This window comes from Caulobacter sp. GW821-FHT12F03 (genome assembly GCF_058806855.1).
Window position 1 is genome coordinate 170,279 of record NZ_JBXAQC010000005.1, and the last position, 23,258, is coordinate 193,536.

Annotated in this window: 20 protein-coding genes; 11 read left to right on the forward strand and 9 right to left on the reverse strand. The window is 69.2% G+C overall.

From position 1 onward, the window contains the following. Positions 1-29: 29 nt before the first annotated feature. The 4 genes from AC1RN0_RS13600 to cpaB are packed head-to-tail and all read right to left on the reverse strand — an operon-like array spanning position 30 to position 4,875. Positions 30-1,415: a TadA family conjugal transfer-associated ATPase gene (locus AC1RN0_RS13600; protein ID WP_492787987.1), complete on the reverse strand. Its 1,386-nt coding sequence runs from the start codon at positions 1,413-1,415 to the stop codon at positions 30-32. Beyond that, positions 1,415-2,575, reverse strand: coding sequence for a CpaE/TadZ family protein (locus AC1RN0_RS13605; RefSeq protein WP_492787988.1), 1,161 nt, complete (start codon positions 2,573-2,575; stop codon positions 1,415-1,417). Before AC1RN0_RS13605 ends, AC1RN0_RS13600 begins: the two co-directional genes overlap by 1 nt. Positions 2,576-2,585: 10 nt before the next feature. Continuing rightward, the gene (locus AC1RN0_RS13610; protein WP_492787989.1) at positions 2,586-3,932 is read right to left on the reverse strand and encodes a type II and III secretion system protein family protein; all 1,347 of its coding nucleotides are present in this window, start codon (positions 3,930-3,932) and stop codon (positions 2,586-2,588) included. Between the two features lie 4 nt (positions 3,933-3,936). Next, positions 3,937-4,875 (reverse strand): Flp pilus assembly protein CpaB, encoded by a 939-nt coding sequence (cpaB, locus tag AC1RN0_RS13615; protein WP_492787990.1) that lies wholly within the window; start codon positions 4,873-4,875, stop codon positions 3,937-3,939. Positions 4,876-5,152: 277 nt separating this feature from the next. On the opposite strand from cpaB, the gene AC1RN0_RS13620 reads away from it, so the two are divergent. Further along, entirely contained in the window at positions 5,153-5,569 is a 417-nt protein-coding gene (locus tag AC1RN0_RS13620; RefSeq protein WP_492787991.1) for a hypothetical protein, read from the forward strand. A 3-nt stretch (positions 5,570-5,572) separates the two neighbouring features. On the opposite strand, the gene guaD is transcribed toward AC1RN0_RS13620, so the two are convergent. Beyond that, positions 5,573-6,871 (reverse strand): guanine deaminase, encoded by a 1,299-nt coding sequence (guaD, locus tag AC1RN0_RS13625; protein ID WP_492787992.1) that lies wholly within the window; start codon positions 6,869-6,871, stop codon positions 5,573-5,575. Between the two features lie 151 nt (positions 6,872-7,022). Between guaD and AC1RN0_RS13630 the strand changes: the two genes are divergently transcribed. Genes AC1RN0_RS13630 through AC1RN0_RS13640 form a run of 3 tightly spaced genes read left to right on the forward strand, consistent with a single transcriptional unit; the run spans position 7,023 to position 9,405 of the window. Further along, positions 7,023-8,225, forward strand: coding sequence for an acyl-CoA dehydrogenase family protein (locus AC1RN0_RS13630; RefSeq protein WP_492787993.1), 1,203 nt, complete (start codon positions 7,023-7,025; stop codon positions 8,223-8,225). 17 nt (positions 8,226-8,242) lie between these two features. Further along, positions 8,243-8,641, forward strand: coding sequence for an OsmC family protein (locus tag AC1RN0_RS13635; RefSeq protein WP_492787994.1), 399 nt, complete (start codon positions 8,243-8,245; stop codon positions 8,639-8,641). Continuing rightward, on the forward strand, positions 8,638-9,405 hold the full coding sequence (locus AC1RN0_RS13640) for a DUF6065 family protein (protein ID WP_492787995.1): 768 nt from the start codon (positions 8,638-8,640) through the stop codon (positions 9,403-9,405). Before AC1RN0_RS13635 ends, AC1RN0_RS13640 begins: the two co-directional genes overlap by 4 nt. Before the next feature lies 1 nt (position 9,406). Here the strand turns inward: AC1RN0_RS13640 and AC1RN0_RS13645 are convergent, their stop codons facing one another. Genes AC1RN0_RS13645 through AC1RN0_RS13655 form a run of 3 tightly spaced genes read right to left on the reverse strand, consistent with a single transcriptional unit; the run spans position 9,407 to position 12,350 of the window. Further along, positions 9,407-9,943 carry a GNAT family N-acetyltransferase gene (locus tag AC1RN0_RS13645; protein WP_492787996.1) on the reverse strand — a complete coding sequence of 179 codons (537 nt, stop codon included), beginning with the start codon at positions 9,941-9,943 and terminating at the stop codon, positions 9,407-9,409. Positions 9,944-9,954: 11 nt separating this feature from the next. After that, entirely contained in the window at positions 9,955-11,211 is a 1,257-nt protein-coding gene (locus AC1RN0_RS13650; RefSeq protein WP_492787997.1) for an acyl-CoA dehydrogenase, read from the reverse strand. Between the two features lie 14 nt (positions 11,212-11,225). Beyond that, positions 11,226-12,350, reverse strand: a complete 1,125-nt coding sequence (locus AC1RN0_RS13655; protein ID WP_492787998.1) for an acyl-CoA dehydrogenase family protein — start codon at positions 12,348-12,350, stop codon at positions 11,226-11,228. Between the two features lie 121 nt (positions 12,351-12,471). Between AC1RN0_RS13655 and AC1RN0_RS13660 the strand changes: the two genes are divergently transcribed. The 5 genes from AC1RN0_RS13660 (at position 12,472) to AC1RN0_RS13680 (ending at position 18,432) form a co-directional block, all read left to right on the forward strand. After that, positions 12,472-13,245 carry an SDR family NAD(P)-dependent oxidoreductase gene (locus AC1RN0_RS13660; RefSeq protein ID WP_492787999.1) on the forward strand — a complete coding sequence of 258 codons (774 nt, stop codon included), beginning with the start codon at positions 12,472-12,474 and terminating at the stop codon, positions 13,243-13,245. Beyond that, a complete protein-coding gene (locus AC1RN0_RS13665; RefSeq protein WP_492788000.1) occupies positions 13,242-14,057 on the forward strand; it encodes an enoyl-CoA hydratase/isomerase family protein in 816 nt (271 codons plus the stop codon). Before AC1RN0_RS13660 ends, AC1RN0_RS13665 begins: the two co-directional genes overlap by 4 nt. Before the next feature lie 86 nt (positions 14,058-14,143). Further along, a complete protein-coding gene (locus AC1RN0_RS13670; protein ID WP_492788001.1) occupies positions 14,144-16,234 on the forward strand; it encodes a catalase in 2,091 nt (696 codons plus the stop codon). Between the two features lie 166 nt (positions 16,235-16,400). Next, positions 16,401-17,255, forward strand: a complete 855-nt coding sequence (locus tag AC1RN0_RS13675) for a TauD/TfdA dioxygenase family protein (RefSeq protein ID WP_492788002.1) — start codon at positions 16,401-16,403, stop codon at positions 17,253-17,255. A 10-nt stretch (positions 17,256-17,265) separates the two neighbouring features. Further along, entirely contained in the window at positions 17,266-18,432 is a 1,167-nt protein-coding gene (locus AC1RN0_RS13680; RefSeq protein WP_492788003.1) for an acyl-CoA dehydrogenase family protein, read from the forward strand. Positions 18,433-18,444: 12 nt separating this feature from the next. Here AC1RN0_RS13680 and AC1RN0_RS13685 read toward each other — a convergent pair whose 3' ends face one another. Continuing rightward, positions 18,445-19,509 carry a sensor histidine kinase gene (locus AC1RN0_RS13685; protein ID WP_492788004.1) on the reverse strand — a complete coding sequence of 355 codons (1,065 nt, stop codon included), beginning with the start codon at positions 19,507-19,509 and terminating at the stop codon, positions 18,445-18,447. A gap of 206 nt (positions 19,510-19,715) precedes the next feature. Here AC1RN0_RS13685 and AC1RN0_RS13690 point away from each other — a divergent pair, with 206 nt between their 5' ends. Both AC1RN0_RS13690 and AC1RN0_RS13695 read left to right on the forward strand, forming a co-directional pair. Then, complete coding sequence (locus AC1RN0_RS13690) at positions 19,716-21,326, forward strand: GMC family oxidoreductase (RefSeq protein ID WP_492788005.1); 1,611 nt, start codon at positions 19,716-19,718, stop codon at positions 21,324-21,326. 106 nt (positions 21,327-21,432) lie between these two features. Further along, positions 21,433-23,226, forward strand: a complete 1,794-nt coding sequence (locus tag AC1RN0_RS13695) for a flavin-containing monooxygenase (RefSeq protein ID WP_492788006.1) — start codon at positions 21,433-21,435, stop codon at positions 23,224-23,226. Positions 23,227-23,258 lie beyond the last annotated feature (32 nt).

Genomic DNA, 23,258 nt, shown 5'->3' on the forward strand with positions numbered 1-23,258 from the left:
GCTGCGTGTCGAAGGACGCACGTTTCCCATCACAGCACCCGCGCGGGATCGAAGTTGGCGGTGTCGAAGTGGATGCCCTTGCGGATCATCTCGTCGAGGCATTTCGGCCGCAGGCCGGTGGCCCGGAATTCGCCGATGACCGTGCCGTCCGGTTCGGTGCTGAGCCGGTTGAAGACGAAGATGTCCTGCATCTGCACCACCTGGCCTTCCATGCCGGTGATCTCGGTGACGCTCATGACCTTCCGCTTGCCGTCCGACAGACGCATGACCTGGACGACCATGCCGACGGCGGCGGCGATCTGCCCCCGCACGGCCTCGGCGCTCAGGGTCATGCCGCCCATGGCGACCATCTGTTCGAGACGGGTGATGGCCTCGCGGGCGGAGTTGGAGTGAATCGTGGCCATCGAGCCCTCGTGGCCGGTGTTCATGGCCTGGAGCATGTCGAAGGCTTCCTCGCCGCGGACCTCGCCGAGGATCACGCGGTCCGGCCGCATGCGCAGGGCGTTCTTGACCAGCTCGCGCTGGCGGATCTCGCCCTTGCCCTCGATGTTCGGCGGGCGGGTCTCCATGCGCACCACGTGCGGCTGCTGCAGCTGCAGTTCGGCCGCGTCCTCGATGGTGATCAGCCGTTCCTTCTCGCTGATCGCCGCGGAGCAGGCGTTGAGCAGGGTGGTCTTGCCCGAGCCGGTGCCGCCGCTGATGACCGTCGAGACGCGCGACTTGACCGCCCCGGCGAGGAACTCGGCGACGCAGGCCGGCATGGCGCCGACGGCGACCAGCCGCTCGAAGCTCAGCGGCTTCTTGGAGAACTTGCGGATCGAGACGCAGGCCCCGTCGATGGCGATCGGGGCGATGGCGGCGTTCACACGGCTGCCGTCGGCCAGGCGGGCGTCGACCATCGGGCTCGACTCGTCGATGCGCCGGCCGACGGCGGCGACGATGCGGTTGACGATGCGCAGCAGGTGATCGTTGTCGCGGAAGCGGATCGGCGTCAGCTCCAGCTCGCCGCGCCGCTCGACGTAAACCTGGAACGGCCCGTTGATCAGGATGTCGTTGATCGACTCGTCCTTGAGCAGAGGCTCGATGGGGCCGAGGCCGACCATCTCGTCGAACACCTCCTCGCCCATCTGGTCGAGTTCGGCGGTGTTCAGGGCCAGCCGGCTGTCGCGGGCGAAGTCGCCGACCAGCCGGCGCACCTGCCGGCGCATCTCGCCCTCGTCCAGCTCGCCGAGCTTGGAGAGGTCGATCTCCTCGATCAGCCGGGCGTGCAGCCGCAGCCGCATGTCGAGCTGTTCGTCCGACACGTGGGGTGCGGCGGCGGGCGCCGCCGGCGTCTCGACGATCAGGACCGGCGTCTGCGCCGGTTCCGGCACGGGTTCCGGGCGCACGGCCCGGCGCAGCGAGAAGCGGCTCATCAGGCGACCCTCGCCTGGTCGCCGCGCACGGCCGGCGAGGCCATCAGCCGGTCGACCAGATCGCCGACGTCCTTGACGATGCGCGACTTGGGCCGGTGCTGGCTGATCGGGCCGCCGAGGTTGGCCGAGGCCGCCGCCGCCTCCCAGTCGGAGGTGATGCCGCCGACCGCGCGGCGCTGCAGGGCCTTCTCCGCCTCGACCATCGAGGGGGCCGGGCCGAACACCCGCTTGGCCAGACGGTTGAGTACGATGCGCGGCGGCGGGCCGTCGGGCAGCTCGGCCTCAATCTCGCCGGCCAGCGACCGCGCGGCCAGCAGGGCCGGCACCGTCAGTTCCGAGACGACCAGCAGTTCATCCGAGCCCGACAGGACATCGAGGGTCCAGGCGCGGCGGTGGCGCGGGGCGTCGACGACGACCGCGTCATAGACCTGGCAGGCCACGTCGAGGATGCGCAGCACGGCCTCGGCCGAGGTCGTATCAAAGGCGTGGCAGTCGCGCGCCGCCGCCAGCAGGTCGATGCCGCCCGGGGCCTGGGAGATGAAGGCGTCGAGCAGCGACGGGTCGATTCGCTCGGGCGCCTGGGAGGCGCGGCTGAGCAGCATGTTGGCCGGGGCCGCGAGATAGGCGGCCGCCGCGCCGTCGGCGATGTTCAGGTCGATCAGGCAGACCCGGCGCGGGCCGGGGAGGCGTTCGGCCAGGGCGCAGGCGATCTCGATGGCGATGGTCGTCGCGCCGGCGCCGCCGACCGCGCCCATGACGGTCCAGCAGCGCGACGGCGCGCTCTGCACCGGCGTCAGGCGGGCGGTCATCAGCGGCGCGGCCGTGGCGGCCAGGTCCTGGACCGTGAACGGCGCTTCCAGCACGTCCGAATGCGGCAGGCGCATCAGGGCCCGCACGAGGGCCACCGGCAGATGCCCGCCGACCAGCAGGGTCGGCGGCGGGGTGGGGGCGCGGCCCAGGGTCGCGATCGCGCCGCCGAGCGCCTCGGCCGTCGCCCCGGTCGCATCGATCAGCACCAGGTCGGGCGGGTCGTTCTGCAGCGACCGGCCGTTCAGGCTGTCGGCGACGGCGGTCTCGATGACCGCGCCCTCCAGCGCCCGGGCGGCCATGTCGACCAGGCCCGTTCCGATGATCAGTACACGTCGTCCAGCAAAGCTCATCTCACGCACCTCACGAACCGGCCGGCGCGGGCTCGGGCCAGGCGGGTCCGGCCGGGGCCATCGCGCGATCCAGGCTCAGGCCGTTGAGGATCACGTCGATGGCGCTGGGCTCGGTGGAGCCCTTGAAGGGATCGGGCGCCAGGGCCCGGCTTTCCGAGGCCGTCACCAGGCGTGGCGTGACCAGGATCAGCAGCTCGGTTTCCTGCTTCTTCCAGCGGGCCGAGCGGAACAGGGCGCCGAGCACCGGGACGTCGCCGGCCCAGGGGATTTGCCGGGCGGTGTTGGCGTAGTCCTGCTGGAACAGGCCGGCGATGGCGAACGTCTCGCCGTCCTTCAGCTCGATGGTCGTCGCCGCCCGCCGCACCAGAATGCTCGGCACCTCGACGTTGGAGAGCCGCAGGCTCTGGCGGTAGTCGAGCTGGCTGACTTCGGGCGCGACCTTCAGGTTGATCAGCCCGCCGTCCTGGACGACCGGCGTGAACTTGAGGTTCACCCCGAACGGCTTGAACTCGATGGTGATGTCGCCCTGACCGGTCGGGACCGGATAGGGGAACTCGCCGCCGGCGAGGAAGGTCGCCTCCTGGCCGGAAATGGCGGCCAGGTTCGGCCGGGCCAGGGTGCGGATCACACCGCGCTCCTCCAGCGCCCGCAGGGTCGCCTCGATGGTCGTCGGCCCGACGTTCGTCGACAGCGTCAGCGTGCCCTGCGGCGCGTTCAGCCCGATCAGGCCGGTGCCCGAGCCGAACACGATGCCGGAGTTGTTCTCGATGCCGATGTTGATGCCGAAGTCCTTCAGGGAGCTGCGGCTGGCCTCGATGATGCGCACCTCGAGCATGACCTGCTGGGCCGCCTCGACGGTCAGGTCGGAGGTGACGCCGCCCGGAGCGTAGCGCTCGGCGATGGCCTTGGCCCGGGCGGCGACCGAGGTCGTCGAGACCCGGCCCGACAGCAGCACGCCGCCGGCCATGGGAATGACCCGGATCGGCTCCCCGGGGAGGGCGTTGCGCAGGTCTGACTGCAGGGACTCGATGTCCTGCGCCACCCGCACGTCGATCACCTCGATCAGGCGGTGGACCGGGTCGTAGATCAGGATGTTGGTCGTGCCGAGGGTCTTGCCGCGGACGTAGACGCTGCGGTCGGTGTTGGCGACGATCTCGGCGATGTCGGGCTGGGCCACGACGATCTCGCCGGCGTTGGTCATCAGCCGGAAGGCGATCGACTTGTCCTTCGGCACGGTGATGACGCGGCTGGGGGCCAGCTCGCCGACCAGCGAGCTGGCGACGACGGCCTGGGCCCAGGCCGGCCCGACGGGCGCGCAGGCGAGAGCCGCCGCGCAGACGATGGCGATGCGACGCATGAGGTCAGCTCCCGAAGCGCTCTGTGGGCACGGACACGGTTTCCCGCTTGCCGCCCTGGGTGATCACGAGGCCGCGCGCGGCCGGGGCTGTCGGGGTCGAAGGGGCGCGGTGGCGCACGGTGATCCGGCGGGCCGGGACCGGGGTGGCGATGGCCCCGGCGCCGACCACGCCGTCGGGCGTGCGCAGCAGTTCCGGCAGGGTCATCGGCTGAAGCTGGGCCACGTCGGTCGAGCCGCTGCGGCGCAGGGCCAGCGACAGGGTGCCGGCCTGACCGGCCGCCGACAGCTTGCCGGCGTCGAGGGCGGTGACTTCCAGCGTCGCGGTCTTGGGCGGCGACTTCTCTGTCGTCGCCGGATCGGCCACCAGGTCCATGCCCAGCACCCGAACATTCTGCAGCACCAGGGTGGCGATGACATTCTTGGTCGTGGCCGACCCCTCGACCGCGCCCGTGCGGGTGATCTCCTGGACGAGGATCACGTCGACCCGGTCGCCGGGCAGGATGTGGCCGCCGCCGCCGGCGACGTCGTCAACCTTGATGGTGTAGGCGCGCATGCCCTGGGCGATGGTCGCGGCGACCGACGGCCGCGCCCCGCCGCCGCTGACCTTGGTCGGCAGGATCGGTTCGTGGTTGACCAGGGCCGTCAGGGTGACCGGCGCGCCGCCGTCCAGGCCGATGACCTGCTGGATCGAGCTGTAGGCGCCTTCCGGCACCGATCCGGCCGGCATGCGGATGACAGTCAGGTTCCTGGCCTCGAGCTTCTGGCCGAAGGCGACGGCCCCGGAGGCCGCGACCACGGGCTTGAGCATCTCCGCCGGCATTTCCGCCGCGCCCGCGCGGGTCGCGCCGGGCGCCGAATTGGGTAGCCAGACCTTGGCGACAAACAACGCCCCGACGCCCAGAAGGGCAGACGCGCCAAGACTGGCGATGGTGGCGACTCGCATGCTGCGGAACCCCCGTAAACGAGCAGCCGATTTTTCGGCGCTCTCCCCGACACTGAAATCAGGATTACAGGTCAGCCCTTGAAATATATTCAACGAATACAATGAAGGGTCGTAAACCCTGTCCGATAGGGTAAGTATTAGGCTTAACGACCGCGAACCATCTTCGCCGCCGGCGCCGCAAGGTTCCACAATTCGGGTAGGCGGCGGCTTGTCGGCGGGCAGGACCGGTCTTCCCATGGCCTCGCGCCGATTTGGCGGACCTGTTCGGGAGTAGGCCATGAAGCCTGTCACGCTCGCCCTCGCCGCCTCGGCGGCCCTGACGTTCCTGGCCTGGCAGGCCCCGGCCTCGGCCGCGGGCCCGGCCTTTGATCCTAAATGCTTCGCCGGCGTCGGCTGGGAGGTCGATCCGGCCTCTGAATCGATCAAGGTCTGGGGCTGCCGTCCGGCGGCCAACGTGCCGGCCGCCAACGCTGACGGCTGGATCACCTACAACCGGCCCGACGCGAACGGCGGCAGCGGCGGCTTCATCATGGGCCGGCTGGTCAATGTCGGCGCGGACGGGACCTACATCTTCGACGTTCAGGACAACGGCGGCGGCAGCGGGACCTTCGGCTATCATGTGATCGGCAAGCCCGACGCCAACGGCGTGCTGATTCCCGCCACCGTGAACATCGTCGCCCTGCCCGGCGACTGACGCTCAGCCGCGGTCGTGCGCGACGGCCCCCGCCACCCAGGTGCGGGCCACCGCCCGGTCGTCGCCCAGCACCATCAGCGCGAACAGGATCTCGCGGATATCGCTGACGCCGGACAGGCGGCGCGCGAGCAGCGGCGTGGCCGCCGGATCAAGCGCGACGAAGTCGGCCTCGCTGCCGACGCGGAAGCTGCCGATGCGGTGATCCAGGCCCAGCGCCCGGGCTCCGCCGAGGGTCGCCAGGTAGAAGGCGCGCAGCGGGTCGAGCGGGCTGCCCTTCAGCTGCGCCACGTTGCAGGCCGTCGCCGCGGTGGTCAGCATCGAGAAACTGGTCCCCGCGCCGACGTCCGTGCCCAGACCGACGCAGACGCCGTGAGCGTCCGCGCGGGCCAGGTCGAACAGGCCGCTGCCGAGGAACAGGTTCGAGGTCGGGCAGTGGGCGATCGTCGCCCCGGCCTGCGCCATCCGGTGCAGCGCGCGGTCGGTCGTGTGGATGGCGTGGGCGAACACCGAACGGTCCGTGACCAGACCGAACCGGTCGTAGGCGTCCAGATAGTCGCGCGACTGCGGGAAGGCGTCGGCGACGGCGGAAACCTCGCGCGGATTCTCGGCCAGATGGGTCTGCATCCAGACATGGTCATGGGCGTGCAGGATCTCGCCGGCCGCCGCCAGCTGCTCCGGCGAGGACGACAGGGCGAACCGCGGCGTGACCGCATAGCCCAGCCGGCCGCGCCTGCCCCAGTCGCGGATCAGGGCTTCGGTCTCGGCGCGCCCGCGCTCGACCGTGTCGCTCAGGCCCTCGGGGCCCAGGTCCATCAGCGACTTGCCGGCGATCAGCCGCATGTTGCGCGCCAGGGCCGCCTCGAACAGGGCCTCGACCGACGCCCGGTGCACCGAGCCGAAGACCATCGCCGTGGTCGTGCCGTTGCGCAGCAGCTCGCCGAGAAACGCCCGCGCCGCGTCGTCCGCATGGGCCCGGTCGGCGAAGGCGCGTTCGGCGGGAAAGGTCTTCTCCTCCAGCCAGTCGAGCAGCTGACCGCTGAAGGCGGCGATCATGTCGATCTGCGGGAAGTGGACGTGGGTGTCGACAAAGCCCGGCGTCAGGATCCGGTCCGGCAGATGGGTGACCGGCACGTCCGCGGCCAGGTCCGGGCCGAGCTCCGTCCACGGACCGCAGGCGGCGACATGGCCGTCCTCGACCAGCAGCAGGCCGTCAGCGTGATGCACGACCGCGCCCGTTCCCGCGCGGCGGGGATCGTCAAGACAGTGGACCAGGGCGGCGCGATAGGCGCGGACATCGGACATGGGGTCAGGTTGGACCCTGCGCCGCCCGCGCTGGCAAGACCAAGCCGTCTCGCGATGGCCCAAGAAAACCGTTTGCGTCACGTGGCGTCCACCGGTCTAGGCGAACGGCGAGCACTCTGATCAGGTGCGACAACCCCATGGATCCGCGACGATGAACCTCGACCTGACCCCCGAAGAACTGGCTTTCCGCGACGAGGTCCGCGCCTTTCTCGACGAGTCCCTGCCGGCCGACCTGCGCATGGCGGGCCAGATGGTCACCAGCGTGTTCATCGAGAAGCAGTATTCGATCCCCTGGCAGAAAATCCTCCACGCCAAGGGCTGGGTCGCGCCGAGCTGGCCGGTCGAGTACGGCGGCTGCGGCTGGAACGAGATGCAGCGCTATATCTTCGCCGCCGAATGCACGCGCGCCGGCGCGCCGCCGCTGTCGCCGATGGGCCTGCGCATGGTCGGGCCCTGCATCCAGAAGTACGGCACGCCCGAACAGAAGGCCTTCTACCTGCCGCGCATCCTGGCCGGGGACGACTACTGGTGCCAGGGCTACTCCGAGCCGGGCTCGGGGTCGGACCTCGCCAGTCTGCAGATGCGCGCCGAGTCGGACGGCGACCACTACGTCCTGAACGGTTCGAAGATCTGGACGACCCACGCCCACTTCGCCAACCGCATGTTCTGCCTGGTCCGCACCTGGGCCGGCGGCAAGCCGCAGCAGGGCATCACCTTCCTGCTGCTGGAAATGGACACCCCCGGGATCGAGGTGAAGCCGATCATCACCCTGGCCGGCGAGCATGAGGTCAACCAGGTGTTCTTCGACAACGTCCGCGTTCCCAAGTCCGGGCGTCTGGGCGAGGAGAACGACGGCTGGACCGTCGCCAAGTACCTGCTCGAGTTCGAGCGCGGTGGCAGCTCGGCGCCGGGGCTGCGGGGCGGCGTCGCCAAGCTGAAGGCGATGGCCGCGAACGAGGCGTCCGACGAGGGATCGCCGCTGATCGACGATCGGGACTTCCGCCTGCGTCTGGCCGAGGCCGAGATCCTCGTCGAATCGATCGAGATCACCGAGCACCGCGTGATGTCGGCCCTGGCCGGCGGCAAGAACCCCGGCCCGGCGTCCTCGATGCTCAAGACCCAGTCGACCGAATGCACCCAGCGCCTCGACGAGCTCGCCATCGAGATCGCCAACCACTACGCCGCCGTCGACCAGCCGGCCGCGCGGGTTCCCGGCGCGAACGAGACGCCGGTCGGCCCCGATCACAGCCTGATCGCCATGGCCCGCTATCTCAACAACCGCGCGGCCTCTATCTATGGTGGCTCGAACCAGATCCAGCGTGACATCATGGCGAAGCTGGTTCTGAGGCTCTAGACGGGAAGAAGGCTGTCATGGCGCATGCGGTCGCGACGATCGGGACGACCAACTGGGCGACACAGGTGGCCGTCGGCCGCCACAGCCTGACCGTCGATGAGCCGATGTCGCTGGGCGGCCAGGACGCCGGGCCCGCGCCCTACGACCTGCTGCTCGCCAGCCTCGGCGGCTGCACGGCCATCACCCTGCGCATGTACGCCGAGCGGAAGGGCTGGCCCCTGACCGCGGTGGAGGTCGACCTGAAGCACTACAAGGACGGCGACCGCTCGAAGATCGAGCGCGTGCTGCACCTGACCGGCCCCCTCGACGCCGACCAGCGGGCGCGACTGGCCGACATCGCCGAACGCACCCCCGTGACCCTGACCCTCAAGGGCGGCGCCGACATCGCCACCACCCTCGCGGAGGCCGCCGCGTGAGCGACGCCGACACGCAGAAGGATCCGGGCAAGATCACCGCCTACGTCATCGGCGACGCGCCGCTGATCATCCGGCCCGCGCCGCTGGAGCGCGACTGGATGCAGGCGACCAACGAGCGGTTCGCCTATCGCTGCCTGCCGCTGAACATCGCCAACGGCCACGGCTGGGAGTTGCTGTCGCCCTCCGGGTTCGCGGCGGGCTGGACCGGCAAGCCGGGCCTCGACGCCGTGCTGATCGGCGCGGACACCGGAACGACCGCCCCCGCCGTCAGCCACTTCGGCCATGGCATCCTCACCTTCCATATCCCGGCCCTGTTCCGCACCGAGCCCGGCTACGACCTGGTGGTGCAGGGGCCGATCAACCGGCCCAAGGACGGCATCTATCCGCTGACCGGCGTGGTCGAGACCGACTGGATGCCGTTCAGCTTCACGATGAACTGGATCTTCACCCGGCCGAACGTGCTGCTGCGTTTCGAGAAGGATGAGCCGATCTGCCACATCTTCCCGGTCAAGCGGGGCGAGGTGGAGGCCCTGACGCCCGAGGTGCGGGCGCTCTCGGACGATCCGGTCCTGAAAGCCGAGTACGAGGCCTGGTCGGCCAGCCGCAACACCTTCAACGCCGACCTTAAGACCCCGGGCTCCACGGCGCAGGCCGAGAAGTGGCAGAAGGTCTACCTGCGCGGCCAGACCGAGACCGGCCAGGTCGCCGCCGGCGACGACCATCGCACCAAGCTGCGGGTCAAGCCGTTCCGCAAGGCGAAGTAGCTCAGGCCGGGTCGACGCGGAACGACCAGATCGGGCCCCTCCACTGGTCGTCGTCCCGCTCTTCCACCGCAAGGTCATGAACGCCGGCCGCGACGAGCGCGCGCGGCCAGAACACCTTGGCCCGGGCGTTGCGCGCGACGACGGCGACTTCCCACGGTCCCGGATGCAGCGCCAGCACCTGACGCAGCGCCTCGGTCGCGATCGCGCCGCCGCGGTATTTCCGGGCGACAAAGAACTCGCCCATGTTGCGCCCGACGTGGCCGCCCTTGTGCGAGTGGGTGTTGATCAGGGCGAAGCCGGCGGGCCGACCGCCGACGCGGATCAGCAGCGGCCAGCGGTCGGCTTCGTCCCAGTAGGTCGCCAGGGGCGGAAACGGCCGGTAGCGGCCGTCCTCCTCGAACACCAGGTCCGTGGCCTCCGGCGGCTCCATCTCGGAGAAATCATACAGGTAGAACTGGAACAGGCCCTCGATGAGGGCCCGCTCCGCCTCGCCGGCCGGCGTCACGCGGACCGGCGGGCCCGCGGGATCGCCAGCCATGTGACGTGCTCCTAGCCTCGTCCGGAGGTCGGAATGTCCTTGAACGCCACGTCCTTGTCCACGCGGATATCGCCGGGCAGGCCGAGAACCCGTTCGGCGATGATGTTGCGCAGGATTTCGTCCGTGCCGCCCTCGACGCGGGTGGCGGGCGAGCGCAGCAGCATCTGCTGGAACCGCGCGCCGGCCGCCGCCTGGGTCGGGTCGGACAGCAGTCCGGCCTGGCCCTGCAGGTCCAGCGCGTACATCGCCAGTTCCTGCATGGTCGCGCCGGCGACCAGCTTGCCGATCGAGTTCTCCGGCCCGGGGGTCTCCCCCTTCGACAGGGCCGAGATGGCCCGCATGCCCGTGTACTTCAGGCCGCTGGCCTTGACCGCGTAGCCGGCGAGGCGCGACCGGACCGACCGGTCGTCGATGGCCAGGCCGTCCTCGGTGCGCAGGTTCATGCAGAAGTCGAACAGCTCCGGGAAGCCGGTCGGCATGCCCGAACCGATCGACAGGCGCTCGTTCATCAGGGTGGTCAGCGACACGCTCCAGCCCTGGCCGACCGCGCCGAGGCGCTGGCTGTCGGGGATGCGCACGTCGGTGAAATAGACCTCGTTGAAGCCCGACTGGCCGTTGGCCTGCTTGATCGGCCGCACGTCGATGCCCGGCGTCTTCATGTCGAGCCAGAACATCGTCAGGCCCTTGTGCTTGGGCACGGTGGGGTCGGTGCGGGTGATGACGATGCCGTAGTCGCTGTGCTGGGCGCCGCTGGTCCAGATCTTCTGGCCGTTGATGATCCAGTCGCCGGAGCCGTCCGTGGCCGGCACGGCGGCCGTGCGCAGACCGGCCAGGTCGGAGCCGCCGGCGGGCTCGCTGAACAGCTGGCACCAGATGTGCTCGCCGGAGGCCAGCGGCGGCAGCAGGCGCTGCTTGGTCTCTTCATCGGCCCAGGCCATGACCGTCGGGCCGCACATGCCGTGGCCGATGATGAACAGGCCGCTGAGCGCGCCGTAGACGCCCTCTTCCTGGCCCCAGATCACGCGTTCGATCGGCGTGGCGCCGCGGCCGCCGTATTCCTTCGGCCAGTGCAGGCAGGCCCAGCCGGCTTCGGCCTTCTTCTTCTGCCAGGCCTTGGAGACGACGATCGGGTCGACGCTCTTGAGGCCATTGTTGGCGAAGCCGCCCTGCTTGAGTTCGGCCTCCAGTTCCTTGGGAGCGTTCGCGTCGATCCAGGCGCGGGCGACCGCGCGGAAGGCGGCTTCTTCGGGTGTGTCGTCGAAGTTCATGTCCGTTGTCCTTCTTACGCGGCGGCCGGAGCGTCGTTGCGCTGGCGCAGGCGGTCGATCAGCAGGTCTTCCCAGGTCGATTGCGAGCCCAGGGTCAGGGCCAGGTTGTTCGACCGGCGGTAATAGAGGTGGCAGTCAAAGGCCCAGGTGAAGCCCATGCCGCCGTGCACCTGGATGTTGTTCTTGCTGCAGTGCTGGAAGGCCTGCGTCGCCGAGACCCGCGCGGTGGCGGCGGCGACCGGCAGTTCGGCGGAACCCGTCGAAAGCGCCCAGGCGCCGTAGTAGGCGTTGGAGCGGGCCAGCGTCGCGGAAACGTACATGTCGGCCAGGATGTGCTTGACCGCCTGGAACGATCCGATCGGCCGGCCGAAGGCCATCCGGTCCAGGGCGTAGTCGCGGCCCATCTCCAGCGCGCGGTCCGAGCCGCCGACCTGTTCGAACGCCAGCAGGATCGCCGCGCGGTCCATGACCTCGGACGCCAGCCGCCAGCCTTCGCCGGCCGGACCCAGCCGCTCGGCCGGAGCGTCCTTGAAGGTCAGCACCGACTGGCCGCGCGTCGGATCGATGCTCTCGACCGTCTCGCGGGTCACGCCCGGGCCGTTCAGGTCGACGAGATACAGGCTGACCTTGCCGCCCTCGCGCGCCGCGACCACGGCCACGTCGGCGATCTCTCCGTCGGGAACCGGAGACTTCGTTCCGCTCAGCTTGCCGCCCGCGATGGCGGCCTTGATCGAGCTCTCGGTGACTCGTCCGAGACCCTCGCCGTAGGCGAAGGTTCCGATCGCCTCGCCGCTGGCCAGCTTCGGCAGCCAGGCGCGCTTCTGGTCCTCGCTGCCGGCGGCCAGCAGGAATTCGGCGGCCAGATAGATGGACGAGGACACCGGCACGGGCGCGATCGCGCGGCCCAGTTCCTCGGCGATGACGCAGAGCTCGAGGTGACCCAGGCCGACGCCGCCGTATTCCTCGGGAATCGCGGCGCCCAGGAAGCCCATCTCGCCCAGCTCGATCCACAGGGCGCGGTCGTAGGTCTGGCCGCCTTCCAGCACGGCGCGGACGGCCGAGGGCGGACATTTGTCGGCGAGGAAGCGCCGCGCCTGGTCCTGAAGCTGTTTCTGCTCGTCGGAGAAATCGAAGTTCATGCGGCCCTCCCGGATTCTTGTTGCGGTGAACTTGAACCGGCTCACCCAACGACAGCCAAGCCCCGCTTGCATGACGTTGCGGCGGGGGCGTCAGATGGCCGCAACGAAGAGGGAGAACGACGTGGATCTGGGACTCAAGGGCAGGACCATTTTTGTCGCCGGCGCCAGCCGCGGCATCGGCCTGGGCATCGTGGAGGCCTGTCTGGCCGAGGGGGCGAAGGTCGCCATCACCGCGCGGGGGGCCGAGGCGCTCGAGGAGACCCGCGCCCGCCTCGCCGGGCAGTATGGCGCGGAGAACCTCTGGGCCATGGCCGGCGACCTGCGCCAGACCGAGGTCATCGAGACGGCCCTGGCCGGCGCCGAGGCCGCGCTCGGTCCGATCTACGGCGCGGTGGCCAATGTCGGCCTGCACCCGTGCCCCCCGGGCGCGGAGGTCGACGACGAGACCTGGGACGCGGGCTTCACCCAGAACCTGACCTCGGCCTGGCGGCTGGCCCGGGCGGCCAACCGCATGATGACGCCGCGGGGCGAGGGCTCGGTGCTGATGATCAGTTCGATCGCCGGCCTGGGCGCCCTCGGCACCCCGCTGACCTACGGCACGGCCAAGGCCGCCATGAACCACCTGACCAAGGAGCTGGCGAAGATCACCGGCGCCTCGGGCATCCGGATCAATACCATCGCGCCGGGCAACATCATCTTCCCGGGCGGGACCTGGCAGGAGCGCATGGACGGCCCGCGGGCGGCCAACTGGCAGCGCTGGATCGACCGCGAGGTGCCGATGAAACGCTACGGCCTGCCCGAGGAAATCGGCTCGGTCGCCGCCTTCCTGATGAGCCCCAAGGCCAGTTTTGTTCACGGGACCATCGTCCCGGTCGACGGAGGACAGACCCGATGAGCGCCCAGACCCCCTACGAACACCTCGACATCCGCATGGAGGGCGAGGTCGCCTGGGCGACGATGAACCGGCCGGACCGGCTGAACGCCCTCAATCCCAGGCTGGTCGACGAGCTGCGCGACTTCTTCGTCGGTCTCTACTGGCGACGCGATGTGCGGGTGGTGGTGCTGCAGGGGGCCGGCAACGCCTTCTGCGCCGGTCTCGACCTCAAGGAACGCAGCGGCGACAACACTGACCGTTCCGTCGGCGCCGGCCTGACGGCCCAGCGCTCGATCAGCGAGATCGTCATCGCCATGCGCCGCTGTCCGCAGCCGATTATCGCCGGCGTCAACGGCGCGGCGGCCGGCGGCGGCTTCGCCCTGGCCCTGGCCAGCGACGTGCGCGTGGCCACGCCGAGGATGCGCATGAACGCGGCCTTCATCCGCATCGGACTCAGCGCCTGCGACATCGGCGTCAGCTACTTCCTGCCGCGCATGGTCGGCAGTTCGGTGGCCGCCGAGTACATGCTGACCGGCCGGTTCATCACCGCCGACCGCGCCCGCGAGCTGGGGCTGGTCAGCTGCATCGTCGAGCCCGATCAGGTCGAGGCCGAATGCCGGTCGTTCGCGAAGGACATGCTGCACGCCACACCGCTCGGCCTGCGCCTGACCAAGGAATGCCTCAACCACGCCATCGACGCCCAGGGGCTGGAGGCGGCCATCGCCATGGAAGATCGCAACCAGATCCTCTGCAGCCAGGACGGCGACTTCGCCGAAGGCGTGCGGGCGTTCCTCGAAAAGCGCGAGCCGGACTACAGCAAGCGCGCCGGTTAAAACCGAAACCGGCGTTCCGGCGCGCCACCAATACCGGACCACGGCGTTAGGCCTCTGCATTCCCTTCAAGCAGAGAGACCTACGCCATGGCCGGACCCAAGGACGCCTCAAGCTCCACCACCACCGTCGGCGCTGGCGGCGAGACCCACCAGACCGCGTCGGCGCCCGAGGCGCGGCTGACGACCAATCACGGCATTCCGGTCGGCGACAACCAGAACTCGCTGAAGGGCGGCCCGCGCGGCCCCACGCTGCTGGAAGACTTCGTCCTGCGGGAGAAGATCCAGCATTTCGACCACGAACGGATTCCCGAGCGCATCGTCCACGCCCGCGGCTCGGCCGCGCATGGCTTCTTTGAACTGACGGAATCCCTCGCCGATGTGACCCGCGCGAAGGTGCTGACCGAGGTGGGCAAGCGCACCGAGGTGTTCGCCCGCTTCTCGACGGTGGCCGGCGGCGCGGGCTCGGTCGACACGCCGCGCGACGTGCGCGGCTTCGCGGTCAAGTTCTACACCACCGAGGGCAACTGGGACCTCGTCGGCAACAACATCCCGGTGTTCTTCATCCAGGACGCGATCAAGTTTCCCGACCTGGTCCATTCGGTGAAGATGGAGGCCGACAAGGGCTATCCGCAGGCGGCCAGCGCCCATGACACCTTCTGGGACTTCATCGGCCTGATGCCTGAATCCACCCACATGATCATGTGGGCCATGTCGGACCGGGCTATCCCGCGCTCGCTGCGCATGATGGAGGGCTTCGGCGTCAACACCTTCCGCCTGCTCGACGAGACGGACCAGGCGACCTTCGTCAAGTTCCACTGGCGGCCCAAGCTCGGCCTGCAGTCGACCTGCTGGGACGAGGCGGTGAAGATCGCCGGCGCCGATCCGGACTACCACCGCCGCGACCTCTACGAGGCCATCGAGCGAGGGGACTTCCCGGAATGGGAGTTCTGCGTCCAGCTGCTGAGCCAGGCCGAGGCCGACGCCCTGCCGTTCGACATCCTCGACGCCACCAAGCTGATTCCGGAAGAGCTTGTGCCGCTGCGCGTGGTCGGCCGGATGGTGCTGGACCGCAACCCTGACAACTTCTTCGCCGAGACCGAGCAGGTCGCCTTCCTGCCGACCAACCTGCCGCCGGGCATCGACGTGTCGGAAGATCCCCTGCTGCAGGGCCGGCTGTTCTCCTACCAGGACACCCAGCTGTCGCGGCTGGGCACGGTCAACTTCCACCAGCTGCCGATCAACCAGGCCAAGGGCTGCCCGTTCCAGAACTTCCAGCGGGACGGGCACATGCAGACCATGGTCCCCAAGGGCCGCGCCAACTACGAACCCAACAGCCTGGCCGACAACGGCGAGCCCGGCGGTCCGCGCGAGGATCCGGACGGCGGCGTCCGCGCCTTCGCCCTGCCGCTCGAAGGCGCCAAGGTCCGGCTGCGCGCCGAGACCTTCGCCGACCACTACAGCCACGCCCGCCTGTTCTATCGCTCCCAGTCCGCCGTCGAGCAGGCCCACCTCGCCAGCGCCATCGTCTTCGAGCTGTCCAAGGTGGCGATCGAGCCCGTCCGTCTGCGTATGCTGGCCAACCTGCAGAACGTGGACGCCGACCTGGCCAAACGCGTCGCCGCGGGCCTGAACATGGACCTGCCGCCGAAGGCGAAGGCCGCGGTTGCGCCGGCCGACATGGACCCGTCGCCGGCCCTGCGGCTGATCGACAAGTATCCGGACAGTCTCGCGGGCCGCGCGGTGGCCATTCTCGTCACCGACGGGGCCGACGGGGCGGTGGTCGCCGCCGTCCGCAAGGCGGTGGAAGCGGCCGGGGCCACGGCGAAGATCGTCGCCCCGAAGGTCGGCGGCGTGACCCTGAAGGGCGGCAAGGCTCTCAAGGCCGACGGCCAGCTGGCCGGCATGCCCTCGGTGCTGTTCGACGCCGTGGCCCTGGTGCTGTCCGACGAGGGTTGCGCCGCTTTGCTGAAGGAAAGCGCGGCCGTCGACTTCGTCAGCAACGCCTTTGTTCATCTCAAGGCGATCGGCTTCACCGCCGAGGCCCAGCCCCTGCTGGACAAGGCCAATGTCGAGCCGGACGCAAGCATCGTCGACCTGGCTGACGGCGCCGACGCCTTCATCGCGCCGGCGGCCGGCCGGCAGTGGGACCGTGAACCGAAGGTTCGCATGCTGGCGTAGAGGTTACCTCCATCAACACGGCCCTTCGGGCCTGCCCAGGATGACGGGCCTATAGACTTCATCATGTTGAGCAGCGCTCGTGGGGCGCGTGTCGAAGCCTGCACGGACGATTGCAACGGCGTCCAATCCGCCCGACCATGCCCCAAAACAAAAGGGGAGGCGCTTTATGGTCACCGTCACACCGAACGCCTCCGGCTTCGGCGCCGAGATCACCGGGCTGGACATCGGCGCGCCGCTGCCGGCGGATCAGCTGGCGGCGGTCAAGGCGGCCTGGGCCCGCCACGGCGTGGTCTGGTTTCCGGATCAGCCGCTCGACCATGACCAGCTGGAGTCCTTCACCCTCCAGTTCGGCGACTTCGGCCACGATCCCTATGTGAAGCCCCTGGCCGACCGGCCGCATATTCTCGAGGTGCGCCGCGAGCCCGACGAGACCAACAGCGTGTTCGGCGGAGCCTGGCACAGCGACTGGAGTTTTCAGGCCCGACCGCCGGCCGCGACCATACTGCACGCCAAGGTGATCCCGCCGGTGGGCGGCGATACCGAGTTCGCCGACGGCTGCAGCGCCTATGAGGCGCTCAGCCCGGTGATGCGGGGCTTCCTCGACGGCCTGACCGCGATCCATTCGGCGACCCGCCCCTACGGCGCGAACGGCCTCTACGCCCGCGAGAAACCAGGCCGGTCGATGCAGATCATCAACTGCAGCGAAGCCGACAGCCAGCAGGCGCATCCGCTCGTCCGGATTCACCCCGTCAGCGGACGCAAGGCCCTGTTCGTCAACCCAATCTACACCCTGGGCGTCGAGGGCATGACCGAACCGGAATCGCAAAATCTGCTGGCCTTCCTCTACGGCCACATGCTGCAGGAGCAGTTCGTCTATCGCCACGTCTGGCGGCCGGACATGCTGATCCTGTGGGACAACCGTTGCTGCCTGCACAATGCGACAGGCGGCTATGACGGCCATCGCCGGGTGATGCATCGCACCACCGTCGCCGGCGAAGCGCCGATCCCTGTCTACGCCTGAAGGAGAGACCTTGGACTTCCAACTCGCCGAAGAGCACCAGATGCTCAAGGATCTGGTCGCCAAATTTGTCCGCGACCAGCTGATCCCGCTCGAACCCGCCGTGCTGGCCCGTGACGCCGCCGGCGAGTCGATCGCCCTGACGACCGAGGAACGGGCGCCGATCGACGCGGTCAGCAAGGAGCTGGGCCTGTGGGGCCTGGATGCGCCCGAGGACGTCGGCGGCGCGGACCTGCCGATGGTCGCGATGGTCGGGGTCTATGAGGAGATGGGCAAGACCATCACCCCCTACGTCCTGCCGCCGGACTCGCCGAACCTGCGCATGCTGATGGCCACGGTGAACGAGGAGCAGCGGGTCCAGTACCTGGCGCCCTACGTCGCGGGCGAGGCCATCAGCGCCATCGCCATCTCCGAGCCCGGGGCCGGCGCCGACCCGGCCGGCATGATCACCAAGGCCGTGCGCGACGGCGACGACTGGGTGATCAACGGCCGCAAGATCTGGATCAGCAAGGCCAAGGAAGCCGACTTCACCGTCACCATGGCGGTCACCGACCCGGCCAGGGGCGCCCGCGGCGGCATCTCCGCCTTCCTCGTCGACAAGGGAACGCCGGGCTTCAACGTGCTGCGGGCCATCCCGATGATCGGCGGCCAGGTGACCTACGAGGTGGTCTACGAGGATTGCCGCATCCCCGGCTCCAAGCTGCTCGGCAAGGAAGGGCAGGGCTTCGCGCCGATGCAGACCCGCCTGTCGACCCGTCGCCTGCAGATGGGCATCTGGGGCTACACCCTGGCCCAGCGCGCGCTGGACATGATGATCGAGCACGCCGGCCAGCGCGAAACCTTCGGCGCGAAACTGGCTGACCGTCAGGCGATCCAGTGGTGGGTCGCCGACGCCTCGACGAAGATCCATGCCGCCCGGCTGATGGCCTACGACATCGCCTGGAAGCTGGATCAGGGTCGCGACGTGCGGGTCGAGATCTCGATGCTCAAGGTGTTCGGCACCGAGCTCGGCTGGGAGGTCATCGACCAGGCCATGCAGGCCTTCGGCGCCATGGGCATGACCAAGGAACTGCCGCTGCAGATGATGGCCGGCCAGATGCGCACCATGCGGATCTACGACGGCCCGTCGGAAGTGCACCGGTGGGTGATCGCGCGGGACCGGCTGGGCCTCAAGCGGTAGGCGACGCGCCCGTCAGACGGCCGGCGGCGCGGGTTCGCGGTCGGGAGCCGAATCCACGTGGGAAATGGCGACGCGGGCGCCGGGGGCGGCGTCCGTGACTTCAAGGGTCGCGTCGAGTTGCTTGACGAGCGCCTCGACGATGCCCGTGCCCAGGCCGGGCTTGGCGTCGGCTGGGTTTTTGGGCATGCCGACGCCGTCGTCGGTGATCGACAGGGTCCAGTCGGCTCCCGTCGTCTCGTAGTTGACGACGATCACGCCGTTCCGCCCGCCCGGGAAGGCGTGCTTGAGAGAATTGATGACCAGCTCGGTCACGATCAGACCGAGGCTGACGGAGACGTCCGCGCTGACAGCGCTCTGGTCCGCGGTGACCCGGATCGACAGCTGGCTATGGTCGCGGATCATCGAGGCGCCGAGGCTCTGGCAGAGCTGGGTGAAGTAGGGTCGCAGTTCGACGTCGCCCAGGCGCGACGTGGCCAGGTGCTGCTGCACGGCGGCGACGGACATCACGCGTTGATGGGCGTCGCGCAGATGCGTACGGGTTTCCTCGGACTGCACCTTGCGCGCGTTCTGCAGCAGCACGCTGGCGATGATCTGCAGGCTGTTGGCGACGCGGTGCTGGACCTCCTGCAGCAGGATGGCCTTTTCGCGCAGCAGATCGTCCTTCAGCTTTTCGGCGATCCGCGCGTCGGTGACGTCGGAAACGGCCAGCAGCAGGCGCACGGCGGCGCCGTCGGCGTCCGCGTAGTCGAGCTTCTGGGCGTTGAGCACCAGCCGCCGCGACGGCTGGTCCGGGCGATTGAGATCCATTTCATAGGCGTCGATGCTGGCGAACCCGGAGGCGGTGGCCTTCAACAGCGACGCCAGCCGCGCGCTGTTCCACTCGCCATGACCCAGCGACCCGATCGGTTGGCCGGTCGCCAGCTCGGCGGCGATGTCGAAGACCCGGCAGAAGGAAGCGCTGGCGCCCAGAACCGTCAGGTCCCCGTCCAGCAGGAGCAGGGGCGCGTTTGAACTCTCAACCACGGCCATGGCGAGGCTGAGCGGCGCGAAGACGGGTTGGGCGGGCTCGGTCGTCATGACGATGACAGTTCTTGGGCCCGAGACTCGCGAAGCGAAAGCCGTACCGGGAGAATCACGCTGCGGAGCTCGTGACCTATGAAGTCAGGCCGCTTGTAAGCGACCCTTGAACAGCAGAAGACTGAAACCTAGCACGGGACCCTGCATTTCCCCCCATCTTTCCTGTGGTTGCAACCGGCGCCCGCGCGCGCATGATCTGAAGACTGATGCCCGATACTTTCGATTACATCATCGTCGGCGCGGGTTCGGCCGGTTGCGTGCTGGCCAATCGCCTGTCGGCGGACCCCCGAAAACGCGTGCTGGTGCTCGAGGCCGGCGGCCAGGACGACTGGATCTGGTTCCACATTCCGGTCGGCTACCTGTTCTCGATCGGCAATCCGCGCGCCGACTGGATGTTCGAGACCCAGCCGATCCCCGGCCTGAACGGCCGCAGCCTGAGGTATCCGCGGGGAAAGGTGATCGGCGGCTCCTCGGCGATCAACGCGATGATCTACATGCGGGGCCAGGCCGCGGACTATGACGGCTGGCGCGGGCTGGGCCTGACCGGCTGGGGCTGGGACGACGTCCTGCCGCTGTTCCTTGCCCAGGAGGATCACATCGCGCCGCCTTCCGAGCACCATCGGTCGGGCGGGGAGTGGCGGGTCGAGCACCCGCGCATGCGCTGGACCGTGCTCGACGCCTTCGCCGAGGCCGCGGCCCTCGAGGGCGTCGCGCCGGTCGGCGACTTCAACGGTGGCGACAACGCCGGCAGCGGCTATTTCCAGGTCAATCAGCGCGCCGGCGTGCGCTGGAGCGCGGCGCGCGGCTTTCTCAAGCCGGCGCTGAAACGGCCCAATCTGAAGCTGGAGACCGGCGCGCGGGTTGACCGGGTGCTGATCGAGAACGGCCGCGCCGTCGGCGTCGTCTGGACCCGCGACGGCCGGACGGTCGAGGCGCGGGTCGGGGCCGGGGGCGAGGTCGTGCTGTCGGCCGGGGCGGTGGCCACGCCGGTGCTGCTGGAGCGATCCGGCCTCGGCGACGGCGAGCGGCTGCGCGCCCTCGGGGTCGAGTCCGTCCGGCACCTGCCCGGAGTCGGGGAGAACCTGCAGGACCATCTGCAGATCCGGCCGGTCTACAAGGTCAGCGGCGTGCCGACGATGAACGCCCTCTACGCCTCGCTGTGGCGCCGGCCGCTGATGGCGCTGGAGTATGCCGTCGCGCGGCGCGGGCCGATGTCGATGGCCCCCTCGCAGATGGGCGCCTTCGCGAGGTCATCGCCTGACCAGGCCACGGCCAACCTGCAGTTCCACGTCCAGCCGCTGTCGCTCGAGAAGTTCGGCGACCCGCTGCATCCGTTTCCGGCCATCACCATCAGCGTCTGCAACCTGCGCCCGAGCAGCCGGGGCTCGATCCACGCGGGCGGCCCCGATCCGGAGGCGAAGCCGCTGATCCAGCCCAACTATCTCGATACCGCCGAGGACGGGCAGGTGGCGATCGAGGCCATGCGGCTGGTCCGCCGCATCGTCGGCCGCCCGCCGCTGGCCCGCTATCGCCCGGCGGAGATGAAGCCGGCGGCGGCGGTCGACGACGACGCCGGCCTGCTGGCCGCCGCGCGCGAGCTGGGCACGACCATCTTTCATCCAGTCGGCACGGCGCGGATGGGTCCCGAATCCGACCCGGACGCGGTCGTCGACGCCCGGCTTCGGGTGCTCGGGGTCGGGGGCCTGCGCGTCGCCGACGCCTCGGTCATGCCGCGCATCGTCTCGGGCAACACCAATTCCCCGACCATGATGATCGCCGAGAAGGCCGCGCGGATGATTCTCGAGGACGCCCGCTAGCCGGGTGATTTTCCCTGGGCGCGCCTCTTGATTTACCCGGCGTCCGTCGAGAGAGACTGTTTTCGAACCGCCGGTATGAAGCGGGCCCAGGGCAGGACGAACGACCATGGCCGATGATCTCGGATTTGATCCGCAGGCGCTGCGGGAAAAGTACCGCCACGAGCGGGACAAGCGGCTGCGCGACGACGCCAACGAGCAGTACCAGGAGATCAAGGGCGACTTCGCCCACTATCTCGAAGACCCCTATGTGGAGCCGGGCTTCACGCGCGAGCCGCTGACCGACGAGATCGAGGTGGTGGTCATCGGCGGGGGCTTCGGCGGCCTGCTGGCCGGCGCGCGGCTGCGCGAGGCCGGCGTCCAGGACATCCGCATGATCGAGAAGGGCGGCGACTTCGGCGGCACCTGGTACTGGAACCGGTATCCCGGCGCGGCCTGCGACGTGGAGTCCTACATCTACCTGCCGCTGCTCGAGGAGCTCGGCTACCTGCCGGTCGAGAAGTACACGCGCGCGCCCGAAATCCTCGCCCACTGCCGGCGCATCGGCGAGCACTTCGACCTCTACCGCGACGTCTGCTTCCAGACCGAAATCACAGACATGAGCTGGGATGAGGCGTCTTCGCGCTGGATCATCCGCACCAACCGCGGCGACGCCATGAAGGCGAAGTTCGTCATCATGGCCAACGGCCCGCTGCACCGGCCCAAACTGCCGGGCATCCCGGGCGTGGAGACCTTCAAGGGGCACAGCTTCCACACCAGCCGCTGGGACTACGACTACACGGGCGGCGACTCGTTCGGAAACCTGACCGGCCTCAAGGACAAGCGCGTCGGCGTCATCGGCACCGGGGCGACGGCGGTGCAGTGCGTGCCGCACCTCGGCGCCTCGGCGAAGGAACTGTACGTCTTCCAGCGCACGCCCTCGTCGATCGACGTGCGCGACAACCGGCCGACGGACCCTGCGTGGGCCGCGTCGCTGGAGCCCGGCTGGCAGCAGCGCCGGATGGACAACTTCAACAACCTCGTCTCGGGCGGGTTCGAGAAGGAAGACCTGGTCGGCGACGGCTGGACCGACATTATCCGCAACATCCTGCTCATCGGCCGTCGCAGCCGCGAGGCCGGCGAGGCGCCGATGGAGCTGCAGGAACTGATGCAGCTGGCCGACTTCAAGAAGATGGAGCAGATCCGCAGCCGCGTCGACGAGCTGGTCAAGGACCCGGCCACCGCCGAGCTGCTCAAGCCCTGGTACAACCAGTTCTGCAAGCGGCCCTGCTTCCACGACGACTACCTGCCGACCTTCAACCGGCCGAACGTGCATCTGGTCGACACCGGCGGACGCGGCGTGGAGCGGATCACCGAAAACGCGGTCGTGGTCGACGGCAAGGCCTACGAGGTCGACTGCCTGGTCTACGCGACCGGCTTCGAGGTCGGCACCAGCTACGCCCGCCGCGCGGGCTACGAGGTGACGGGGCGCGGCGGCCTGACCCTGACCGACAAGTGGAAGGACGGCGTCTCGACCCTGCACGGCATGCACGTGCACGGCTTCCCCAACCTGTTCATCTTCAGCAACAGCCAGTCGGGCTTCTCGGTGAACTACCCACACATGCTGAACGCCCAGGCGCAGCACGCGTCGTACATCATCGCCGAAGCCATGCAGCGCCAGGCGAAGGTCATCGAGGCGACCAAGCCGGCCGAGGACGCCTGGGTCCAGACGATCATCGACTCGGCCCTGATGCGGCAGAAGTTCCAGGAGGAATGCACGCCGGGCTACTACAACAACGAGGGCAAGCCCTCGGCCCTGGCGGCGCGCAACGGCCCCTATGGCAAGGGCTCGATCGCCTTCATCAAGCTGATGGAGGACTGGCGCGCGGCGGGCGAACTCGAGGGGCTGGCGCTGACGGCCTGACCGGCCAGAGGGCGGGACGGGGCTTGCGGCCC

Coding starts and splice junctions, on each gene's coding strand:
- guaD (WP_492787992.1), bottom strand. CDS start 6,871: ATGTCCGATGTCCGCGCCTATCGCGCCGCCCTGGTCCACTGTCTTGAC.
- AC1RN0_RS13670 (WP_492788001.1), top strand. CDS start 14,144: ATGGCCGGACCCAAGGACGCCTCAAGCTCCACCACCACCGTCGGCGCT.
- AC1RN0_RS13630 (WP_492787993.1), top strand. CDS start 7,023: ATGAACCTCGACCTGACCCCCGAAGAACTGGCTTTCCGCGACGAGGTC.
- AC1RN0_RS13690 (WP_492788005.1), top strand. CDS start 19,716: ATGCCCGATACTTTCGATTACATCATCGTCGGCGCGGGTTCGGCCGGT.
- AC1RN0_RS13635 (WP_492787994.1), top strand. CDS start 8,243: ATGGCGCATGCGGTCGCGACGATCGGGACGACCAACTGGGCGACACAG.
- AC1RN0_RS13650 (WP_492787997.1), bottom strand. CDS start 11,211: ATGAACTTCGACGACACACCCGAAGAAGCCGCCTTCCGCGCGGTCGCC.
- cpaB (WP_492787990.1), bottom strand. CDS start 4,875: ATGCGAGTCGCCACCATCGCCAGTCTTGGCGCGTCTGCCCTTCTGGGC.
- AC1RN0_RS13620 (WP_492787991.1), top strand. CDS start 5,153: ATGAAGCCTGTCACGCTCGCCCTCGCCGCCTCGGCGGCCCTGACGTTC.
- AC1RN0_RS13665 (WP_492788000.1), top strand. CDS start 13,242: ATGAGCGCCCAGACCCCCTACGAACACCTCGACATCCGCATGGAGGGC.
- AC1RN0_RS13605 (WP_492787988.1), bottom strand. CDS start 2,575: ATGAGCTTTGCTGGACGACGTGTACTGATCATCGGAACGGGCCTGGTC.
- AC1RN0_RS13655 (WP_492787998.1), bottom strand. CDS start 12,350: ATGAACTTCGATTTCTCCGACGAGCAGAAACAGCTTCAGGACCAGGCG.
- AC1RN0_RS13695 (WP_492788006.1), top strand. CDS start 21,433: ATGGCCGATGATCTCGGATTTGATCCGCAGGCGCTGCGGGAAAAGTAC.
- AC1RN0_RS13675 (WP_492788002.1), top strand. CDS start 16,401: ATGGTCACCGTCACACCGAACGCCTCCGGCTTCGGCGCCGAGATCACC.
- AC1RN0_RS13610 (WP_492787989.1), bottom strand. CDS start 3,932: ATGCGTCGCATCGCCATCGTCTGCGCGGCGGCTCTCGCCTGCGCGCCC.
- AC1RN0_RS13600 (WP_492787987.1), bottom strand. CDS start 1,415: ATGAGCCGCTTCTCGCTGCGCCGGGCCGTGCGCCCGGAACCCGTGCCG.
- AC1RN0_RS13645 (WP_492787996.1), bottom strand. CDS start 9,943: ATGGCTGGCGATCCCGCGGGCCCGCCGGTCCGCGTGACGCCGGCCGGC.
- AC1RN0_RS13685 (WP_492788004.1), bottom strand. CDS start 19,509: ATGACGACCGAGCCCGCCCAACCCGTCTTCGCGCCGCTCAGCCTCGCC.